This window comes from Mesorhizobium sp. M1066 (assembly GCF_040318635.1).
Taxonomy (GTDB): Bacteria; Pseudomonadota; Alphaproteobacteria; order Rhizobiales; family Rhizobiaceae; genus Mesorhizobium.
Genome location: NZ_JAMYMR010000004.1, coordinates 1 through 21,187, shown reverse-complemented (window position 1 = coordinate 21,187; position 21,187 = coordinate 1). Strand labels below are relative to the sequence as shown.

Annotated in this window: 18 protein-coding genes; 9 read left to right on the top strand and 9 right to left on the bottom strand. The window is 62.7% G+C overall.

Going from position 1 to position 21,187, the window contains the following annotated elements; genetic code table 11:
• Positions 1–3: 3 nt before the first annotated feature.
• Positions 4–1,392, bottom strand: coding sequence for a Si-specific NAD(P)(+) transhydrogenase (sthA, locus tag NKH52_RS07835; protein WP_352729328.1), 1,389 nt, complete (start codon positions 1,390–1,392; stop codon positions 4–6).
• A gap of 207 nt (positions 1,393–1,599) precedes the next feature.
• Between sthA and NKH52_RS07830 the strand changes: the two genes are divergently transcribed.
• The 3 genes from NKH52_RS07830 to NKH52_RS07820 all read left to right on the top strand — a co-directional run bounded on the left by NKH52_RS07830 (position 1,600) and on the right by NKH52_RS07820 (position 4,000).
• Positions 1,600–2,070, top strand: a complete 471-nt coding sequence (locus tag NKH52_RS07830) for an RDD family protein (protein ID WP_352729326.1) — start codon at positions 1,600–1,602, stop codon at positions 2,068–2,070.
• Between the two features lie 140 nt (positions 2,071–2,210).
• On the top strand, positions 2,211–2,975 hold the full coding sequence (locus NKH52_RS07825) for an arginyltransferase (protein WP_023810205.1): 765 nt from the start codon (positions 2,211–2,213) through the stop codon (positions 2,973–2,975).
• 128 nt (positions 2,976–3,103) lie between these two features.
• Positions 3,104–4,000: a DMT family transporter gene (locus NKH52_RS07820; RefSeq protein WP_352729324.1), complete on the top strand. Its 897-nt coding sequence runs from the start codon at positions 3,104–3,106 to the stop codon at positions 3,998–4,000.
• Positions 4,001–4,012: 12 nt separating this feature from the next.
• Here the strand turns inward: NKH52_RS07820 and NKH52_RS07815 are convergent, their stop codons facing one another.
• Both NKH52_RS07815 and parC read right to left on the bottom strand, forming a co-directional pair.
• Positions 4,013–5,227, bottom strand: coding sequence for an AI-2E family transporter (locus tag NKH52_RS07815; RefSeq protein ID WP_352729323.1), 1,215 nt, complete (start codon positions 5,225–5,227; stop codon positions 4,013–4,015).
• Between the two features lie 253 nt (positions 5,228–5,480).
• The gene (gene parC / locus NKH52_RS07810; RefSeq protein WP_352729321.1) at positions 5,481–7,733 is read right to left on the bottom strand and encodes a DNA topoisomerase IV subunit A; all 2,253 of its coding nucleotides are present in this window, start codon (positions 7,731–7,733) and stop codon (positions 5,481–5,483) included.
• Here parC and NKH52_RS07805 point away from each other — a divergent pair.
• Positions 7,689–7,958 (top strand): hypothetical protein, encoded by a 270-nt coding sequence (locus NKH52_RS07805; RefSeq protein ID WP_352729818.1) that lies wholly within the window; start codon positions 7,689–7,691, stop codon positions 7,956–7,958. The two genes, parC and NKH52_RS07805, sit on opposite strands and share 45 nt — an antisense overlap.
• A gap of 105 nt (positions 7,959–8,063) precedes the next feature.
• The gene (locus tag NKH52_RS07800) at positions 8,064–9,254 is read left to right on the top strand and encodes an aq_1923 C-terminal domain (RefSeq protein ID WP_352729319.1); all 1,191 of its coding nucleotides are present in this window, start codon (positions 8,064–8,066) and stop codon (positions 9,252–9,254) included.
• Positions 9,255–9,368: 114 nt separating this feature from the next.
• On the opposite strand, the gene aspS is transcribed toward NKH52_RS07800, so the two are convergent.
• A complete protein-coding gene (gene aspS / locus NKH52_RS07795; protein WP_352729798.1) occupies positions 9,369–11,159 on the bottom strand; it encodes an aspartate--tRNA ligase in 1,791 nt (596 codons plus the stop codon).
• Between the two features lie 147 nt (positions 11,160–11,306).
• A complete protein-coding gene (locus NKH52_RS07790) occupies positions 11,307–12,173 on the bottom strand; it encodes a LysR family transcriptional regulator (protein ID WP_352729317.1) in 867 nt (288 codons plus the stop codon).
• A gap of 41 nt (positions 12,174–12,214) precedes the next feature.
• On the opposite strand from NKH52_RS07790, the gene NKH52_RS07785 reads away from it, so the two are divergent.
• From NKH52_RS07785 to rnd, 3 genes are all read left to right on the top strand, one after another.
• Complete coding sequence (locus NKH52_RS07785; protein ID WP_352729315.1) at positions 12,215–13,183, top strand: DMT family transporter; 969 nt, start codon at positions 12,215–12,217, stop codon at positions 13,181–13,183.
• 133 nt (positions 13,184–13,316) lie between these two features.
• Positions 13,317–14,558 (top strand): MFS transporter, encoded by a 1,242-nt coding sequence (locus tag NKH52_RS07780; RefSeq protein WP_352729314.1) that lies wholly within the window; start codon positions 13,317–13,319, stop codon positions 14,556–14,558.
• A gap of 78 nt (positions 14,559–14,636) precedes the next feature.
• Complete coding sequence (gene rnd / locus NKH52_RS07775) at positions 14,637–15,788, top strand: ribonuclease D (protein ID WP_023810193.1); 1,152 nt, start codon at positions 14,637–14,639, stop codon at positions 15,786–15,788.
• A gap of 50 nt (positions 15,789–15,838) precedes the next feature.
• On the opposite strand, the gene NKH52_RS07770 is transcribed toward rnd, so the two are convergent.
• From NKH52_RS07770 to guaB, 3 genes are read right to left on the bottom strand one after another with little or no spacing between them, the layout of a single operon-like run.
• Positions 15,839–16,258 carry an MAPEG family protein gene (locus NKH52_RS07770; protein WP_352729311.1) on the bottom strand — a complete coding sequence of 140 codons (420 nt, stop codon included), beginning with the start codon at positions 16,256–16,258 and terminating at the stop codon, positions 15,839–15,841.
• 37 nt (positions 16,259–16,295) lie between these two features.
• Positions 16,296–16,919 (bottom strand): hypothetical protein, encoded by a 624-nt coding sequence (locus tag NKH52_RS07765; protein ID WP_352729309.1) that lies wholly within the window; start codon positions 16,917–16,919, stop codon positions 16,296–16,298.
• Positions 16,870–18,372 (bottom strand): IMP dehydrogenase, encoded by a 1,503-nt coding sequence (guaB, locus tag NKH52_RS07760; protein ID WP_127258107.1) that lies wholly within the window; start codon positions 18,370–18,372, stop codon positions 16,870–16,872. The genes NKH52_RS07765 and guaB overlap by 50 nt, the downstream gene beginning before the upstream one ends.
• A 306-nt stretch (positions 18,373–18,678) precedes the next feature.
• Between guaB and NKH52_RS07755 the strand changes: the two genes are divergently transcribed.
• On the top strand, positions 18,679–20,100 hold the full coding sequence (locus NKH52_RS07755) for an MFS transporter (protein ID WP_352729307.1): 1,422 nt from the start codon (positions 18,679–18,681) through the stop codon (positions 20,098–20,100).
• An 11-nt stretch (positions 20,101–20,111) separates the two neighbouring features.
• On the opposite strand, the gene NKH52_RS07750 is transcribed toward NKH52_RS07755, so the two are convergent.
• Positions 20,112–20,909, bottom strand: coding sequence for an RlmE family RNA methyltransferase (locus NKH52_RS07750; RefSeq protein WP_352442521.1), 798 nt, complete (start codon positions 20,907–20,909; stop codon positions 20,112–20,114).
• Positions 20,910–21,187: the final 278 nt, after the last annotated feature.

The window sequence follows — 21,187 nt, the reverse complement described above, 5'->3', positions numbered from 1 at the left end:
TGGCTACCCTCGTCCCATCCTATTCCAGGCATCCAGTCCGGCGATCTTGTAGGCTTCGGCGAGCGTCGGATAGTTGAAGGTGTTGTTGACGAAGAAGTCGACGGTGCCGCCGAGATTGATCACCGCCTGGCCGATGTGGATGAGCTCGGTGGCGCCCTCGCCGATGATGTGCGCGCCGAGCAGACGGCGCGTTTCGATCGAAAAGAGCAGCTTCAGGAAACCGGTGTTGACGCCCATGATGTGGCCGCGCGAGGTTTCGCGAAAGCGCGCCACGCCGACCTCATAGGCCGCACCGCTTTCACGCACCTGTTCCTCGGACTGGCCAACCGTCGAGATTTCCGGCACCGCATAGATGCCATAGGGGAATGTTTCCGGTGGCGGCGGCAAAGGCACGCCGAAGGCATGGCAGGCGGCCACCCTGCCCTGCTCCATCGACGTCGAGGCCAGGCTCGGAAAGCCAATGACGTCGCCGGCGGCGTAGATGTTCGGCACTCTGGTCTGGAACGTATGCGGATCGACCTTGATACGGCCCCTGGAATCGGCGTCGATACCGACCACATCCAGGCCCAGGCTGCCGACATTGCCGGTGCGACCGGCGGCGTAGAGCACGACCTCGGAACGGATGGTGCGGCCATCGGCCAGTTCCACCTCGGCGGCATCAGGCTTGGAGCGGATTTCCTTCACCGCGCTGCCCAGCCGGATGGTCATGCCACGATCGCGCATCTGGTGAATGAAATCGTCGACGATCTCGCGGTCGACGAAATCGAGGATGGAGTTGCGCGGCTCGACCAAGGTTACCGGCACGTCAAGCGCGGAAAAGATCGTGGCATATTCGACCCCGATGACGCCGGCGCCGATCACGGTCAGCGTGCGCGGCAAGCGATCAAGCTCCAGCATCTCGTCACTGTCGAAGATTCGGGTCTTGTCGAAAGGCACGTCGCGCGGCCGGTGCGGCCTGGTGCCGACCGCGATCAGCGCATTGGCAAAACCGACCTCGCTGTAATCGCCGGTGTCGGTGGTCAGGCTGACCTTGTTGGGGCCAAGGAATTTCACCGCAGCCCGGGCGCTCTTGACCGTGTTGCGCATGAACTGGTGCTGCAGCACCTCGACCTCATGGTCGAGCGTCTTGTGCAGGCGCTCGACCAGATCGCCGACCGAGATATCCTGCTTGACCCGGTAACCGCGCCCGTAGAAGCCGCGCTCGCGCCAGCCGGAAAGATTGAGCACCGTTTCGCGCAGCGTTTTCGATGGGATGGTGCCGGTATGCACCGAGACACCGCCCAGACGCCGGCCGCGGTCGACCACCAGCACCGACTTGCCGAGCTTGGCCGACTGTACCGCGGCACGGCGACCGGAAGGGCCGCTGCCGATGACCAGCATGTCGTAGTCCATATTGCCCGTCCCCTGCCATGTGCGCTTTTGCTGCGCCGCAGCAAGCTAATGCTATCCGCGCCGCAAATTCAACCGGTTCAGATTGCGCCTGGCGCCTTGAAGGCCGGCGCACCGCAAGAAGCCCGATCTTGATTCCGCCACAGGCCTTCACCATTTCATGGCTGAGCGGTCCGCACCCTATGTCGGACCTTGTTACGAGGAAATGACATGAACGCGCGCGTTCTCGACGGCGAAATCATCACCAGCAGGCTCGACGATGTCAGGGCCTATGACGGCGTGCGCACGAAGCGCATTCTGGCTTTCGTAATCGACTATGTCATCGTCGCGCTGCTTACAATTCCGTTTGCCATTCTGGTGTTCTTCCTCGGGCTTTTGACCCTCGGGCTTGGCTGGATGCTGTTCGGCATCCTGGTGCCGGCCGTCGCCATCCTCTACATCTGGAACACGCTGGGCAGCACCGACCAGGCCACCACGGGCATGAAGATGATGGGCATCCGCCTCGACCGGCTCGACGGCAGGCCGATCGACGGCCTCACCGCGGTCGTCCATTCGGTTCTCTTCTGGGCCGGCAATGTCATCCTGTCGCCGCTCGTCCTGCTGGTGACGCTGTTTTCCGACCGCAAGCGCACCTTGCACGATCTTTTGCTTGCCACGGTCGTCAGCCGCACCGACCGCTGAAACGGCCCTCTGAAGAGCAGTCGCAACCGATTGAGCACAAATGTGAAGGCGTCGAGTCGACCACGCCCACATAATCCTGTTGAATTTTTCGCCGTCCGCGCCAAAGGTAGAGCGATTCGAAGGAGTGTTTCCAAGGCTCGATGACGCAGCATCCGACCCAGTCGCCGCAGTTCTTCCTGACCGCGCCATCGCCGTGCCCCTATCTCGACGGCCAGTTCGAGCGCAAGGTGTTCACGCACCTGGTCGGCGACAAGGCGGCGGAGATGAACGACCTCTTGACGCAAGGCGGCTTCCGGCGCTCGCAGAACATCGCCTACAGGCCGGCCTGCGAGACCTGCCGCGCCTGCGTTTCGGTACGCATCCTCGCCCAGGAATTCGTCGCCAGCCGCAACATGAAGCGCGTGTTGCAGCACAATTCCGACCTCGTCGGCCACATGCACAATGCCGAGCCCTCGACCGAACAATATTCCCTGTTCCGCAGCTATCTCGACGCCCGCCACCGCCGTGGCGGCATGTCCGACATGACGGTGCTCGACTATGCGATGATGGTCGAGGACACCCATGTCGACACCAAGGTGATCGAGTATCGGCGGCGTGGACCCGATACGTTCATCACCGGCAAGGGACAGGGCGAGCTGATCGCGGTGGCGCTCACCGACAAGATGGCCGACGGCCTGTCCATGGTCTATTCGTACTTCAATCCTGATTTCGAGGAACGGTCGCTCGGCACGTTCATGATCCTCGACCATATCGCCCGCGCCAGGGCGATGGGCCTGCCCCATGTCTATCTCGGCTACTGGGTCAACGGCTCGCGCAAGATGAATTATAAGATGCGCTTCATGCCGCAGGAGCATCTCGGCCCGAAGGGCTGGGAGCGCTACACCAACGAAGCGGTCGCGCGCTGATCACTCTTTCCCAAGTCCGGGCTTAAACATTTTCAATCGAGACGATGCTGGTCTTTCCGCTGGTTGGCGGAGAGCGTGCGATTGCGCCGGTCCCCATCCTCTCCCGAATTCATTGTGAAAGTCGCTGCATGTCGTCTCACGATACTCACACCAAAGGACTTCTGCTCACCGCATTCGGCGGGCTGACGCTGACCGTGGACATCCCGCTGATCCGGCTCGCCCACGGCGAGGCGTGGACAATCTTGCTGCTGCGCACCGGATGCACCCTGGCCGCGGCATTGATCATGTGGACCATCTGGCGCTCGTTCAGCAAGAATGCGCCGCAGCTCATCCCGGGCTGGTCGGGCCTGATCGTTGCCGCGATCTACGGGGTTGGCGCGATTGCCTTCATCACAGGCGTCTACAACACCTCGACCGCCAACCTGGTTTTCATCCTGGCCTTCACCACCATGTTTGCCGCGCTGCTTTCATGGATGTTCCTGAAGGAGCGACCGCGGCCGCTGACCCTTGCGGCATTGGCCATGATGATCGTCGGCGTCGTCATCATCGTCGGCGATTCCGTTGGCACCGGACATCTGTTCGGCGACCTGATGGCGTTGTGTTCGGCCTTCCTGATCGCCTGCGCCATCACCATCTCGCGCGCCAGCGGCAAGGATATGGGCTTTACCTCACTGATCGGCGTCGTCCTGCCTTTCGGGCTGGCGGCGTTCATGGTCTCCAAGACCGGCTTTCAGGTGGAGGCGCCATGGTGGATCATCCTCAACGGCGCCGTCATCATGCCGATAGCGTTCTTCTGCCTTGCCACCGGGCCGAAATACATTTCGGGCCCTGAAGTGGCGATGTTCTACCTGCTCGAAACCGTGCTGGCGCCGGTCTGGGTGTGGATGATCTTTGCCGAAACACCGACGCGCAACAGCCTGATCGGCGGCGGGATCCTGATCGTCACACTGGTCGCGCATTCGCTGTGGCAACTTCACGAGGGACGCAAGCGGCGTGGCGACCTTGCGGTGCAACATCCGGTCTGAGGTGTGTTGAGATCAGGCGCTGGCCTTCTTCGCCACGTCAGGTTCCGGCAGGACCTCGATTTGCGGACCGGCTTCGATTTCGGCTGCCGAGCCCGGGATGATGTCGTCGGCCAATTCGACCTCGCGCAGCCATTCGCGCCAGATCGCGACCAGCAGCGCCATCAGCACCGGACCGATGAACAGGCCGAGAAATCCCATGGTCTTGACGCCGCCGATCAGACCGAAAAAGGTCGGCAGGAAGGGCAGTTTTATCGGCCCGCCGACGAGCTTCGGGCGCAATGTCTTGTCGACGATGAACAGTTCGACCGCGCCCCAGAGGAACAGCGCCAGCCCGGCCATCGGCGACCCGCTGGCGGCGAGGTAGATCGAGACCAGCGTGAAGGACAGCGGTGCACCGCCGGGGATCAGCGCCATGACGCCGGTCAGGGCGCCGAGTGTTACCGGCGACGGCACGCCGGCCAGCCAGTAGGCAATGCCCAGCACCAGGCCTTCGCCGATGGCGATGACGGTCATGCCGGTCACGGTCGACGAGATCGTCGCCGGCACAACGCGCGAGATCCGTTCCCATCTGGTCGGCAGGATGCGCTCGCCGAGACGGTCGACCTGGCCGGCAAAATGCTCGCCGTCGCGATAGGCGAAGAACAGCGCGATCATCATGAACAGCAGCGTCAACAGCAGGCCGAAGGCACTGCCGCCGGCGGCCAGGACGCCGCGATAGATGCTGCCGATGTTGGCGCCGCTGACCAGCTGGATCAGTTCACCAATGCCGCCGGGATGGCCAAAATTGGTGGTCCACTGCTCGTTCAGCCACTCGCCCACGACAGGCATGGTGGCGATCCAGTGCGGCGTCACCGCGCCGTGCCGGTTGGTCTCGATTGCCCAGGCGACCCATTCGCGGACTTCGTTGATCGCATAGGTGCCGGCGAGCGCGATCGGTATCACCAGGAAGGCGAGGATGAAGAGGATGGCAAAGGTCGCGGCGATGGTGCGGTTGCCGCTGACTGCAACAAGCAGGCGGCGGTAGAGCGGCCAGCTGGCGAAAGCGATGACGAGCGCCGCCAGCACAGGAAACAGGAAGCCATGGAAGAAATAGACGCCGGCAGCGACGATCAGCACCAGCAGCCAGCGCGCCGCCGACAGCGGCGGAATGACGGCTGCCCTGAGCGGCGTCGACAGGCCGAACAAGCGCTGCTGCCGTTCCGGTTTCTGGATTCTTGCTTCCTTCAAACGCCTGGCTCTCCCAAACACCCCTCCTGTCTATGCACTGATATAGTGCAGCAATCGTGACGATAGTCCAAATGTCTTGGGGTTAGGTTGGTGATCTCCCCCCTTGAGGGGGAGATGGCCGGCAGGCCAGAGGGGGTCGCCGCGCGTGAAGCGCTAACTTCTCTGTTCAAAGGTAGGAGGCCGCGTCCAGTCGTACCGCCCCCCTCTGTCGCCTTTGGCGACATCTCCCCCTGGAGGGGGGAGATTAGCAGCGTCACCCAAACTTCCCCGTCCTCGGGAATCCCTTCGGCACCATGCGTCCGGCCGAGGCGCGAGCGCCGATCCACTCAGTCAGTTCCTCACGCGACCGGATGAAAGTGCGGTCGGCCGAATCCTGCCAGGAGAGGCCGCTCTCCAGCGTGAACGGCTTGAGATCGAGAAGGCCGCCATCCTTGTATTTCTGCAGGCGCACGCCCTTGCCGCGGCCCATCTCCGGAATCTCGGCGAGCGCGAACACCAGCATCTTTCGGTTCTCGCCGACGATGGCGAGATGGTCGCCGGTGACCGGGATGCAGCGCTTGGCTTCGTCCGGCGCCTTGACGTTCATCACCTGCTTGCCCTTGCGGGTGTTGGCGACGACTTCCTCTTCCGGCACGATGAAGCCATTGGCATCATGCGAGGCCAGCAGCAGCTTGCGTTTCGGATCGTGGACGAAGGCGGTGACGATGTCCTGGTCATTGTCCATGTCGACGATGATGCGGATCGGCTCGCCATGGCCGCGCCCGCCGGGCAGCCGGTCGGCGCCAATCGTGTAGAACTTGCCGCCGGTGGTGAAGACCAGCACCTTGTCGGTGGTCTGGGCATGGAAGGCGAGCTTGAGGCTGTCGCCCTCCTTGAAGGTCAGCGTCGAGAGATCGGCCAGATGCCCCTTCATCGCCCGCAGCCAGCCTTTTTCCGAAACCACCACGGTGACCGGTTCGCGCTCGATCATGGCATGTGCGATGTCGGTCAGATCATGCTCGGGCGCGTCGGCGAATTGCGTGCGGCGCTTGCCGAGCTCGGTCTCCGGGCCGAACTTGTCGCGGATGTTGGTGACTTCCCACTTGATCGTCGCCCACTGCTTCTCGTTTGAAGCAAGCAGTGCCTCGATCTGTTTTTTCTCCGCGCTCAGGCCATCGAATTCCTTGCGGATCTCGAATTCTTCAAGCTTGCGCAGCGCGCGCAGGCGCATGTTGAGAATGGCTTCGGCCTGGGTGTCGGTGAGCGACCAGCGGGCCATCATGACCTGCTTTGGCTCCTCCTCCTCGCGGATGATCCTGATCACCTCGTCGATGTTGAGGTAGGCGATCAGGTAGCCGGCAAGTATCTCCAACCGTCTTTCGATTTCACCGAGCCGATGTTTCGAGCGGCGGATCAAGACCTCGCGGCGATGCTCGAGCCATTCCTTCAGCACGCCCTTTAGCGACAGCACGTTCGGCACCTTGCCGCGCGACAGCACATTCATGTTGAGCGGGAAGCGGCTTTCGAGCTCGGTCAGCTTGAACAGCGATTCCATCAGGATGCCAGGGTCGACCGAGCGGCTCTTCGGCACCAGCACGACGCGGACGTCCTCGGCGCTTTCGTCCCTGATATCCTCGAGCAGCGGCAGCTTGCGTGCCATCAGCAGCTCGGCGATCTTCTCGATCAGCCGCGCCTTCTGCACGCCGTAGGGAATTTCGGTGACGACGATGCTCCAGGTACCCCTGCCCTGGTCCTCCTGGAACCACTTCGAGCGCACGCGAAAGCCACCGCGGCCGGTTTCGTAGGCTTCGAGGATCGAGGCGCGGCTGTCGACGATGATGCCGCCGGTCGGGAAATCCGGCCCCTGGACAAAGTCCATCAGCTTCGCCACCGGCGCGTCCCGGTTTTCGATCAGGTGAAGTGCGGCATCGCAAAGCTCCGCGGCGTTGTGGGGCGGGATCGATGTCGCCATGCCCACCGCGATGCCGGACGAGCCGTTGGCCAGCAGGTTCGGGAAGGCGCCGGGCAAAACCACCGGCTCCTCGTCTTCTTCATTGTAGGTCGGCCGATAATCGACGGCATCCTCGGTGATGCCGGACAACAGTTCGGTCGCCACATCGGTCATGCGCGCTTCGGTGTAGCGCATGGCGGCGGCGTTATCACCGTCGATGTTGCCGAAATTGCCTTGCCCGTCGACCAGGGGATAGCGCATCGAAAAATCCTGCGCCAACCGCACCAGCGCGTCATAGATCGACTGGTCGCCATGCGGGTGGAACTTGCCCATCACCTCGCCGACGATGCGGGCGCATTTGGCAAAGCCCTGGTCGGGGTTGAGCCGCAGCAGGCGCATGGCGTGCATGATGCGGCGATGGACCGGCTTCAGTCCGTCGCGCACGTCGGGCAGTGCCCGGTGCATGATGGTCGACAGCGCATAGGCCAGATAGCGCTCTTCCAGCGCCTTCTTCAGATCGACCGGCTCGATATGATCGCCAGCGCCATTTTCAGGCGGCAAAAGCCTTTTTCCCATGGGCTCGGACTAGCCGAGCGGGTGATTCGCGGCAAGAGCCCGACAGAGATACCGGCCTTTCTGCAACATGAAACCGCAGCCCGGGGGATGTCGGCCAACATCAGGCTGTTACATGCGGGTTCTATGGCCAAGCGTGACGATATCCGGCTATCGGCTCTTCATGACAAATTCACCGGTTTGCGCAAAGTCGGCGGGATCAGGTTTGCCTTTCACCGCGATTTTTGACCAATGTGCCGGGACACGCCTTTTTCCGGTCCAGTTCGTCACGGAATGGTGATGGCGCAAACAATTGAAAAAACAATTTCAGGACACTCTCTCAGGGACCTTGCGATGACAATCAAACGCTCAACTCTTAGGAAATTAGCCCTTTCGACCTTCTTGCTCACGCTGCCGCTGAATGCGGCCCTCGCACAGGATACGGCAGTGGCCGACCGGCTGAAGGCCGCGCTTGTCGCACAAGGCGTCGACATCACCTGGACCGGCGTGACCGGCGACAACACCAGCATGGTGCTGCAGGGCGTTGCCATTAAACCGGCGGCGGAGAAGGAAGCGCTTCCCATCGGCGACGTCAAACTCGAAGGTGTGACCGAGGCAAATGGCGGCTATGATATCGCCACCGTATCGACGACTGCCTTCACACACAGCAAGGACGGCGTCACCCTCGACCTCAGCCCCTTCGTCATCCATGACATGACAGTTCCGGCCGACGGCGCCACCGGCCCGCTGGGCTCGCTGATGATGTACAAGTCAGCCGAACTCTCGAACATGACCGTCAAGGTCGCCGACAAGACCGCCTTCTCGATGGACGGGCTTGCCATCGAAATCACGCCGCCGGCGGACGGCAAGGCGATGGAATTCACCGCCACCACGGAGAAATTCAACGCCGATTTGACGCTGGTCGACGATCCCAAGTCCAAGGAAGTCATCAACGCGCTCGGCTACCAGAACATCGCGGGCAATCTCGAAATGGCCGGCACCTGGCAGCCCACGGACGGCAAGATGGAACTGTCGAAATACGACATCTCGGTCGAGAATGCCGGCACGCTCGGCATGACCTTCAATCTCGGCGGCTACACGCTGGACTTTATCAAGTCGCTGCAGGAAATGCAGAAGAAGATGGCGGCACAGCCTGAAGGCGCCGACAATTCGGCGCAAGGCATGGCCATGCTCGGCCTGTTGCAGCAGCTTTCGTTCAACAGCGCCTCGATCCGCTTCGACGACGATTCGCTGACCAACAAGGTTCTGGACTATGTCGGCAAGCAGCAAGGCATGTCCGGCAAGGACATCGCCAACCAGGCCAAGGCGATCGTGCCGTTCGGCATGGCGCAGCTCAACAATCCGGAACTGACGGCGCAGGTTACGGCCGCGGTCAGCAAATTCCTCGACGATCCGAAAAGCCTCGAAATCTCGGCCGAGCCGCCGGCATCCGTGCCGTTCGCACTGATCATGGCGGGCGCCATGTCCAACCCGCTCGACCTGCCGAAGACGCTCGGCGTCACCGTCAAGGCCAACGAAGACTGATCGAAGCGATCTCAAGATGCGAAAAGCCCGGCAGCGATGCCGGGCATTTCATTGGGATTAGCGAATCGAAAGAATCGGTTCGGGCGGTTCCTTAAAGCATTGCCCGAAGCGCGATCAGGTGTCCTTCTTGGGCAGGGCAACGCGCAGCGCCAGGTCGCGAAGCTGCTGCGGGCTCGCTTCCGACGGTGCGTTCATCAACAGATCGTAGGCCTGCTGGTTCATCGGGAACATGGTGATCTCACGCAGGTTCTTGGCGCCGAGCAGCAGCATGACGACGCGGTCGACACCGGCGGCCATGCCGCCATGCGGCGGCGCGCCATACTGGAAGGCACGATAGAGGCCGCCGAAGCGCTCCTCGACAGTGGCGCGATCCAGCCCGACCGTCTCGAACGCCTTGACCATGGTTTCGGGCAGATGGTTGCGGATACCGCCGCTGGCGATCTCGAACCCGTTGCAGACCATGTCGTATTGGAACGCCTTGATGCCTAGCAGGTCCTCGCCATTCAGCGCATCGATGCCACCTTGCGGCATCGAGAACGGGTTGTGGGCGAAGTCAATCTTCTTCTCTTCCTCGTTCCATTCGAAGAACGGAAAGTCGACGATCCAGCACAGTTCGAAACGCTCGCGATCGACCAGGTTCAGCTCCTCGCCGGCACGGGTGCGCGCAGCCCCCGCAAAAGAGACGAACTTCTTCGGGTCGCCTGCAACGAAGAAGGCGGCGTCGCCATCGGCAAGGCCGAGTTGAAGGCGGATCGCCTCCGTGCGCTCCTCGCCGATGTTCTTGGCGAGTGGGCCGGCGCCTTCGAGCTTGTCGCCCTCCTTGCGCCAGAAGATATAGCCGAGGCCCGGCTGGCTCTCGCCCTGCGCCCAGGAATTCATGCGGTCGCAGAAGGCGCGGCTGCCGCCGGTCTTGGCCGGAATGCCCCACACCTCGGCCTTCGGATCGTTGGCCAGGATGTTGGCGAACACCTTGAAGCCGGAATCGCGAAAATGGTCGGAAACGGCCTGCATCTCGATCGGGTTGCGCAGGTCCGGCTTGTCGGAACCGTATTTGCGCATGGCCACATCATAGGGAATGCGCTGGAAATTCTGCGTCACCGGCTTGCCGTTGGCGAAGGTCTCGAAGACCCCGCGCATGACAGGTTCCATGGTCGACAGCACGTCGTCCTGCTCGACGAAGCTCATTTCAAGGTCAAGTTGGTAGAATTCGCCGGGCAGACGATCGGCGCGCGGGTCCTCGTCGCGGAAGCAGGGCGCGATCTGGAAGTAGCGGTCGAAGCCCGACACCATGATCAGCTGCTTATATTGCTGCGGCGCCTGCGGCAGCGCGTAGAAGGTGCCGGGATGGATGCGCGACGGCACCAGGAAGTCGCGCGCGCCTTCCGGCGACGAGGCAGTCAGGATCGGCGTCGAGAATTCGGTGAAGCCGACCTCGCCCATGCGCTTGCGCATCTCGGCGATGATTTTTGTCCGCGCAATGATGTTCTTGTGCAGCGTCTCGCGGCGCAGGTCGAGGAAGCGGTATTTCAGCCTGATATCCTCGGGATAATCCGGCTCACCGAACACCGGCAGCGGCAATTCCTTGGCCGCCGACAGCACTTCGATCTCGCGGGCGAAAATCTCGATCTCCCCGGTCGGCAGGTTCGCGTTCGTGGTGTCGGGCAAGCGAGCCTTGACCTCGCCGTCGACGCGGATGACCCACTCGCCGCGCACGGTTTCGGCGACCTTGAAGGCAGGCGAATCCGGATCGGCGACGATCTGGGTCAGGCCATAATTGTCGCGCAGGTCGATGAAGAGCAGGCCGCCATGATCGCGCACGCGATGCACCCAGCCCGACAGGCGAACCGTCGAGCCGACGTCGCTCTTCCTCAACTGGGCACAGGTATGGCTGCGGTAACGGTGCATTGTCATTGGTAAAGTCCGGGGTGCTCTAGTTGCCGGCCGAGGCATCACGGCCCGGCCCTGAAAATTTGCGCGAAAAGCGCATGGGAGGCCGGATTTGTCAAGGCAAGCGGCCCGTGTTGGTATCTTGGTTCCGCTTTCCCAGGCGACCTATGAGCCCAGTGCCGATAGCCGAAGACGCTGGGCAAGGTGCTCGACGACCAATGCAGCACTGGCGGACGACGTTGCGGCATGATGAAGGCGAATTTCCGCCCCCGGCAGCGGGGGCACATGCCGGCCGGGATGGACATCTCGCAGGCCAGGCGCAAGCATGCTGCCTTTGACCACGGTGACCGCCAGGCCCTGTTCGACAATTGCCTCCGTGGCTGAGAGGCTCGGGCTGACATAGGCCAATCGCCATGGCCGGCCTGCCTTGTTGAGCGCCTCAATGGCCCAGGAACGAAACAGGCAATCGGGGCTCGACAGAGCGACCGGCAACGGATCGAGTTCCTCGACGGCTCGCGTCGCCGCCGCCGCCCAAATCGCCCTTTCGCGGCATATCAGATCCCCCTCGGTTGTGCCTTCCGGGTGCATGGCGATGACGGCGTCGAACGACGACCCAAGCCGTTTCAGGAGCCGGGCGGTGAGACCGATCTCCATTTCGACCTGCACCAACGGAAATCGCTCGGCGATGCCAGAAAGGAGGCGCGGCAGGATCTTGGCGCCATAATCTTCCATGACCCCGATGCGAACCTGTCCGGCCACCTGCTGACCGGAAACACGCGCAATCGCCTGCTCATTGAGAGCAAGTATGCGGCGGGCATCGATCAGAAAGCCCTCCCCGGCGGCGGTGAGTTCAACGCGGGCTGTCGAGCGCCGGAACAAGATGGTCCCGATGCGCTCCTCAAGACGTTTCACCTGCAAGCTGACGGCCGCCTGCGTTCTATTGAGCTGCTCGGCGGCTCGCGTGAACGAGAGGCGCTCGGCAACGACGACGAAGGCCCGCAGAAGGTCCGGATCGAGATTCGGGATGCTCATAGTGGAATGTTATCAAACTCATTGAGCTTATTCGATTCCTTATGGCCCGCCTGCCCGATATCCGTGGTTCAGAGTTGGCAAGGTCAGGAACCATGGAAATCACAGGAGTGCTCGCCGCGATTCTCTCCAGCGCTTTTGGGGGCACCGCCGTTGGCGCAACGCGATATCTCGCGGGCACGCTCGATCCTCTCACTATCGGTGCGGTCCGGTTCGGCGGCGGCTTTCTGGTTTTGGCCGCCGTAGCTCTCTGGCGACGAGACAGGTGGCCGCCGAAGAGCGACTGGCTCGGCACTGGTGCATTGGGTCTGCTGTTCTTCGGGCTGTTTCCGGTGCTCTTCAATGGAGCCCTTGTCTACACGACGGCCGCGCGAGGTGCGCTTGCGCTTTCGACACTGCCTCTGCTCACAATGCTTGCCGCGGCAGTTCTGAGGATCGAGCCGCCGACCATCCGCAAGATCGTCGGTGTCCTGATCGCAATGGCAGGGGTGGCCGTAGCGCTCGGCACGAGCCTGACGACTGCTCCCCCAGATGCCTGGCGCGGAGATCTTCTCATGGTCGCGGCCGCTTTCTGCATGGCGCTCTACAACGTCTGGTCGCGACCATTTCTATCCCGCACCGCGCCAATCCCGTTCGTGGCGTTTGGCATGGGCGTGGGCGCGGTCTGCCTATCGGTCCTGGTGGTTTCGAACGGAGGCTTCGCGCGACTTGCCACTCTCAGCGCACCTCAGTGGATCGCGAGCGCATATCTGGCCATAATTTGCGGCGCCTTCATTTTCTTCCTCTGGGCATTCGCGCTCGAGCGCGCGTCGCCGACACTGGTTGCCGTCTCCGTTGCGGTTAATCCGGTGACGGCATCGATCTTTGGTGTTGTCTTCCTGGGCGAACAGGTAAGCGCGAACCTGATTGTCGGGCTGGTGGCAGTCCTCGCAGGAATAGGCATCGCAACGGGAGCAGCCGAGCGGCTCAGCCTGTGGCCCGACGATCGGCAGTCACGTCGAAGGCAGCCTTGAGCGCTGACCAAGCAAAACGCGGAAACGAATCCAGGCGAATACAGCGATCATCCCTGTTGGCGCAGGGAATTGCTGCTGGCGTTGGCCAGGGTGATGGTTCAAGAAGGGATCACCGACACGTGATCGCCTCTTCATGTCCTCCATCCGCCCGATGATCCCGCTCCTTCTCGCCGCCGGCATTTTGCTCGGCGGCAATGGGCTGCAGAGCACGCTGATCGCGCTGCGCGGCGCGCAGGAAGGGTTTTCGGCTTCCGACATCGGCCTGATGGGCACCTTCTACTTCGCCGGCTTCCTGCTCGGCTGCCTGGCCATCACCCGCATCATGAAGGCGGTCGGCCATATCAGGGCGTTTTCGGCGCTGGCGGCAATCGCCTCGGTCGGCACCTTGGTCCTGGTGCTGGTCATCGATCCGGTGATGTGGTGTGCGGTGCGCCTTGCCGGCGGCTTCTGCTTCGCCGGGCTGTTCACCATCGTCGAAAGCTGGCTGAATTCCGGCGTCGGCAATCACGACCGGGCACGCGTGCTGGCGATCTACCGTATGGTCGACATCGGTTCGGTGACATCAGCCCAGTTCCTGATCCCGGTCTTCGGCGCCGGCGGTTTCGCCATCTTCGCCATCATGTCGATGATGATCACCTTGTCGCTGGTGCCGGTGTCGCTCGGCGACCGCTCCAACCCGGCACCACCCGAAGAGGTCAAGCTCGACCTGGCGCGCGTCTGGCGGATTTCGCCGCTGGGCTGCTTCGGCTGCGTCGCCGTCGGCGTCACCAACAGCGCCTTTCGCACCCTGTCGCCGGTCTATGCCGAGCAGATCGGCATGTCGGTCGCCGATGTCGTCACCTTCGTCAGCGTCGGCATTTTCGGCGGCGCCATCATCCAGTATCCGCTGGGTTACCTCTCCGACCGCTGGGACCGGCGCCGGGTGCTGCTGATGACGACCTGCTGCGCGATGTTCTTGGCGCTGGCGCTGGTGTTCATCGCCGGCAGCAATCCGGCGCTCAACTTCATCTTCATCTTCATCTTCGGCTGTTTCGCCATGCCGCTCTATTCGCTGTCGGCGGCGCATTCAAACGACCGCGCCGACACGGGCGAGTTCGTGCTGATCAACGCGGCGCTGATGCTGTTCTATTCCTTCGGCGCGATTGGGGGCCCGTTCGCCGCCTCGACGGCAATGCAGTATTTCGGACCGGGCGCCCTGTTTGTATTCAGCGCGGTGGTCTATGCGATCTTCATCGCCGTCATCCTTTACCGCATGCAGGCCCGGTCTGGGGTGCCGGCAGGCAGGCGCGGCCGCTTCACCGCGCTCCTGCGCACCTCGACGATTTTCGCACGGCTGGCCAGGAGAAACGACGATTCCGATGGTCCGGGAACCTGATGATGGCGGTGCCAAAGCTTGACGAAAGCCCCGGCGGCTGAAATCTAGGAAGACCTTACTCCTGTCAAAAGCGATTTGATGAACGTCATCACCACCCAGAAAGAACTCGAGACCGTTCTCGCCGCTTTCGAAAAGTCGGATTTCGTCACCGTCGACACCGAATTCATTCGGGAAACGACCTTTTGGCCGATCCTGTGCCTGATCCAGATGGCCGCACCCGGCGTGACGGCACTCATCGATCCCCTGTCGCCCGATATCGACCTGAAGCCGTTCTTCAGGCTGATGGCCAATGAAGCGGTGGTCAAAGTCTTCCACGCCGCGCGGCAGGACATCGAAATCATCGTCCACCTCGGCGATCTGGTTCCGCATCCGGTGTTCGACACGCAAGTGGCGGCGATGGTCTGCGGCTTCGGTGACAGTGTTTCCTACGATCAGCTCGTGCAGCGCATTACCGGCGCGCGGCTCGACAAGTCGTCGCGCTTCACCGACTGGCGCCACCGGCCGCTTTCCGACAAGCAGCTCGACTACGCGCTGGCCGACGTCACGCATCTCATCGAGGTCTATCAGCACCTCAGCGCCGAATTGGAGCGGGAAAACCGCGCCCATTGGCTCAACGAGGAGATGGAGGTGCTGACCTCACGCGAAACCTATGATCCGCATCCCGAGGACGCCTGGAAGCGGCTGAAGATGCGGCTGCGCAAACCGCAGGAATTGGCGATCGTGCAGGGCGTTGCGGCGTGGCGTGAGCGGGAGGCGCGCGAACGCGACGTCCCGCGCGGCCGCGTGCTCAAGGACGACGCGATCTACGAGGTGGCGCAGCAGGCGCCGCGCGACACGGCAGCCCTCGGCAAGCTGCGCACGACACCGAAGGGCTGGGAGCGCTCGTCGACGGCAACGGCGCTGCTCGGCGCGGTCAACACCGCACTTGCCTTGCCCAAGGAGCAGATGCCGAAATTGCCAAAGAGTTTCCAGCCGCCCGAGGGCTCGAGCGCCGCGGCGGAACTGTTGAAGGTGCTGCTGCGGATCGTCGCCGAAAAGGAAGGCGTCGCCTCGAAAGTGCTGGCCTCCAGCGACGACATCGACCGTATCGCCGCCGAGGGCGAGGAAGCCGACGTACCGGCCCTGCAGGGCTGGCGCCGCGCGGTGTTCGGCGAGGCCGCGCTCAAGCTGGTGCGCGGCGAGATCGGCATCAAGTTCGACAAACGCAAGATAGCGGTGTTCGATCTGTAGACGAGCGTTCTTTCCTTCTCCCGCAAATGGGGAAGGGAGAGCTGCTCTGCTCAGACCGCGCCGAGCAGGTGCAGCGCGAACCAGATCCATCCCATCAGAAGAATCACCGCACTGACGAAGAATGACCGGCTGCGCAGCAGCAGATTGTTGCTGGTCAGGTGAACCCAGGCATGGAAATAGCGCGACGCGACGAAAATCCACATCAGCGCCAGGGTCAGATAGTTGACGCCGTTGGTCAGGTGCAGCGTCAGGCACAGCACATAGAACAGCACCGGCAGTTCGAACTGGTTGGTGAGATTGGCGGCAACGGTGACGCTGGAGGCCGGCTCGGTCGAACGCACCTTAAACTGACCGGGTTTCGCCTCGCCTGACCTGACTGCGCCGTATCTGCGGCGACCCAGGACGCAGTAGACGATGTAGATCAGCAGCACATGCGCTAGAACGGGCCAGAAGATCGTGGTCTGGTTCATCAAGTGCCCCCTGCCCGGTTGGGCTTCGCGTGCGGCATCAGGCCTGGCGTTTCTGGCCTGCAAGCCAGAAGGCCGCAATAACGATCACCGGTATGGCGAAAAGCGCGAATTTGGTGACGGTGAGCGCCGAGGCGAAAGACAGCGAGTCCGGGTTGGCCGACAGGAAATCGGACAGAAGCCGCGCCACCGCAAAGTTCTGAACGTAATGTGCAAGCGTGTAGGGAAGCACCAGGACCAACGCGAAAATCGACTGCAGCTGCGCCGGCAGCACGCGGAAAGCCTTCAATTGCCGGCCGGTGGCCAGGATGAGGCTGACCAGCGTGACCGACAACAGCGCCGGGAACAACAGATCGAAGGTCAGATAATGCCAGACGAGAATGATCTCGCCGCCGCGCCGGCCGAGCGCCGTCAGCCAGGCCATGCCTTCGTCCGGCGTAAACCCTAAAATGCGCATGTCGAGTGACGGCAAGCCGCCGCTCAACTGGCGGAAATAGAAGAATTCCAGAACCGTCATGGCGATGAATAGCGCCGCCGACAGGAAACACAAGGCCGCGGCATGGCGTGACAGCCGCAGGATCGTTGCCGTCAGGTTCCGCCCGATCCCGTACTGGTCAGGCTCCGCCGGGATAGTTCGGGCTTTCGCGGGTAATCGTGACGTCATGGGCGTGGCTTTCACGAAGTCCGGCATTGGATATGCGCACAAAGGTGGCGCGCTCGCGGAAATCGGCAAGATCACGACCACCAACATAACCCATAGCGGCTTTCAGCCCGCCTGCAAGCTGGTGCAACACTCCGGACACAGGTCCTTTGTAGGGAACCTGCCCCTCGATGCCTTCAGGGACCAGTTTCAGCGTGTCGCGCACCTCGGCCTGGAAGTAGCGATCGGCGGAGCCGCGGGCCATGGCGCCAACCGAGCCCATGCCGCGATAGGCCTTGAAGGAGCGGCCCTGGTGCAGATAGACCTCGCCAGGGCTTTCGTCGGTTCCGGCCAGCAGCGAGCCGATCATGGCGGCACTTGCGCCGGCGGCCAGCGCCTTGGCAAGATCGCCGGAATATTTGATGCCGCCATCGGCGATCACCGAGACGCCGGATTTGTGCGCCGTCTCGACAGCCGACATGATGGCGGAAAGCTGCGGCACGCCGACGCCGGCAACGATGCGGGTGGTGCAGATGGAACCCGGACCGATGCCGACCTTGACGGCGTCCGCCCCGGCGTCGATCAGCGCCTGCGTGCCCGCGGCGGTGGCGACGTTGCCAGCCAGGATGCGGACCGAATTGGATAGTTTTTTCGCCCGCGTGACAGCGTCGAGCACGCGCTGCGAGTGGCCATGCGCGGTGTCGATCACCAGCAGGTCGACGCCGGCGTCGATGAGGCGTTCGGCGCGCTCGAAACCGTCATCGCCAACGCTGGTGGCGGCGGCGGCACGTAAGCGGCCCTGCGAGTCCTTGCTGGCGTGCGGGTTGAGCTGCGACTTCTCGATGTCCTTGACGGTGATCAATCCGACGCAATTGCCCTGCCTGTCGACGACCACCAGTTTTTCGATGCGGTGCTGATGCAGAAGCCGCTTGGCCTCGTCCTGGTCGACATTCTCCTTGACCGTGATCAGGTTGTCACGGGTCATCAGTTCATGGACTTTCTGCGCCGGATCGGACGCGAAGCGCACGTCGCGATTGGTCAGGATACCGATCAGCCGTCCGATCTTGTGGCCGCCGCTGCCGCCGTTCTCGACCACCGGAATGCCCGAGATCGAATAGCTGCGCATCAGGCCCAGCGCGTCGGCGAGCGTCGCGTCGGGGCCAATGGTGACGGGATTGACCACCATGCCGGACTCGAATTTCTTGACCTGCCGCACCTGCTCGGCCTGTTCGGCCGGCGAGAAATTGCGGTGGATGACGCCAATGCCGCCGGCCTGGGCCATGGCAATGGCAAGCCGCGCCTCGGTGACGGTGTCCATCGCCGCCGAGAGGATCGGCACGTTGAGGTCGATGTCGCCGGCGATGCGGGTGCGGACATCGGTCTCGCCAGGCATGACCTCGGAATGACCCGGCTGCAGCAGCACGTCGTCAAAGGTCAGCGCCAATGCGCCGGTGGACGTTTCGATGATTTTTGCCATGGCCAGTCCCTCGATATAAAACGCGGTGGGGGAATACAAAAAAGCGCTGGACCGGAATGGACAGCGCCGACTCGTTTCTTCCCTTTCAGGATTGGCGCTGGCTGGTACCACGTCCAAGCGCCGATGAAAAGCCGATGATTTCACGCTCCCGGAAAGGTGACTTTCGGCGAAGGGATGCGACCTGTGGTTGCCGGTCGCACAAAAGTGACAGCAAATTAATGCGACATGCCGGCGAAGGCATGGTAACCGCCCGCCTCAAGGCCGACATGCAACCGGCAACGCAACATTCAAGTCTGGACGCGTTCCTTGAACCGCACCATTCCGCTTATACTGGCGGTCGCCCTTTTCATGGAAAACATGGATTCGACCGTCATCGCGACATCGCTGCCGGCGATCGCCGTCGACATCCACACCAGCCCGATCGCGCTCAAGCTGGCGCTGACCGCCTATCTGGTATCGCTGGCGATCTTCATTCCGATCAGCGGCTGGATGGCAGACCGCTTCGGCGCCAAGAATATCTTTCGCGCCGCGATCGCCGTCTTCATCGTCGGCTCGATCGCCTGCGCCCTCTCCGGTTCGCTGCCGGCTTTCGTGGTGTCGCGCTTCCTGCAAGGCATCGGCGGCGCCATGATGACGCCGGTCGGGCGGCTGGTGCTGGTACGCGCGACACCGAAAAGCGAACTCGTCGCGGCGATGTCCTGGCTGACCGTTCCGGCGCTGGTCGGACCGCTGGTGGGCCCGCCGGTCGGAGGCTTCATCACCACGTACTTCACCTGGCATTGGATTTTCCTGATCAATGTGCCGATCGGGCTGATCGGCATCTGGCTGGCGACGCGTTTCCTGCCGGAGACCGAATCCGCGCAGACCCCACCACTTGATTTCATCGGCTTCGTGCTGAGCGGGCTGGCGGCATCCGGCGTGGTGTTCGGCCTGTCGGTGGTCAGCTTGCCCTATCTGCCGCCAATCGTCGGTGTCCTCACCGTAGCGGTCGGCCTCGTATCGGGCGCGCTCTATCTGCTGCATGCGCGCCACGCCAAAAACCCGCTGCTGGCGCTCGAATTGTTCCGCAACCAGGTGTTCCGCTCCTCGGTGCTTGGTGGCGGGCTGTTCCGCATCGGCATTGGTGCTGTGCCGTTCCTGCTGCCGCTGATGTTCCAGATCGGCTTTGGGCTGACGCCGTTCCAGTCCGGCATGATCACCTTCGTCTCTGCAATCGGCGCCATCGGCATGAAATTCGTCACCGCGCTGATCTTCCGCGTCGCCGGCTTCCGCCGCGTTCTGGTTGTCGGTTCGCTGGTCGCCGCCGCCTCGATCGCCATCAACGGCCTGTTCACACCCGACACACCCTATCTCTTGATGCTGGCCATGCTGCTCGTCGGCGGCTTCATCCGCTCGATGTTCTTCACTGGCGTCAATGCGCTCGCCTATGCCGAGGTTTCGGCTGAAGACACCAGCAAGGCGACCCCGATTACAGCGGTGTTCCAGCAGTTGTCGGTCGCGCTCGGCGTGGCGCTGGCCGGCGGAATCCTGGAAGTATCGACGTCAATCCATGGCGGCCCGCTGTCGCTGGACGACTTCCACATTGCCTTCTTCATCGTTGCAGCGGTCTCGGCGGCGGCATCGCTGTCCTTCGTGCGGCTGGCGCCCGATGCCGGCAACGCCATCTCCGGTCACGGCCGGCTGACAACACCCAAGATGCTGGAAACGGTGAGCCCGCCCGGCAATTGATGCGGCTGGCTTTACGTTTCGTCGTCCTCCGGCCCTTCGCTATGGCTCCGGGCGCTCGAGTCCTTCGGAACGTCCACTGGACGTTCCGATCCGCCTGGCGGCGGGCCGGCCTCTCGCCCTTTAAAATCCTTGGCCAGCAGATAGAGCTCGACCGATTCATCCCGCGACGCCGGCGGCTTGACGTGATGGACGGAGCGGAAGTTCTTCTTGAGCATGGAGAGCAGCTCGTTTTCGGCGCCGCCCTGGAAGGTCTTGGCAAGGAAATGCCCGCCCGGCTTCAGCACCGACAGCGCAAAATCGGCCGCCACCTCGCACAGATGCATGGTGCGGATATGGTCGGTCCGCTTGTGGCCGGTGGTCGGTGCCGCCATGTCGGACAGCACGATGTCCGGATCGCCACCCAGCGCCTCGGCCAGCTTCTGCGGCGCCAGCGGATCGAGGAAATCCATCAGCAGCACCGGCGCGCCGGGCACGGCGTCCATTTCGAGATAATCGATGCCGATGACATGCGGCTTGTCGGCCGTCGATTTCGTCCGCGCGGCGGCAACCTGGCACCAGCCGCCGGGGGCGGCGCCGAGATCGATCACCTTCATGCCGGGTTTCAGGAGATGATGCTTGTCGTCGATCTCGATCAGCTTGTAGGCCGCGCGCGAGCGATAGCCGTCAGCCTTGGAGCGCTGGACATAGGGATCGTTGATGTGGCGCTGCAACCAGCGGCGCGACGATTCCTTCAGCCCGCTCTTCTTCTTGATCCGCGTCTTCAGCACACGAATGCTGGCGGACCCTGGTTTTTCCGGTTTCTTCGTCATTGCTTGATTTCTTGTCTGAGTTTTCTAGCTCGCCGAGTTGTGGCCGTTTTTCGACGTCTGCGCGTTTCGTGAACGGCTTCCCCCACTCCGTCTCTGCTTCGCCGAGCCACCTCTCCCCCCTCCGGAGGGAGAGGAAGGGTGCCAAGGCCGGCGTCCTCGCGCCTTTCCTCTCCCCCGTCGATCGGGGGAGAGGTGGCGGGGGCAGCGGCCCGGGGGGGGGGGGGGCGGGGGGCCCGCCGCCCCGCCCCTCGATTAGCCCCACCCCCCGATCCGCCCAC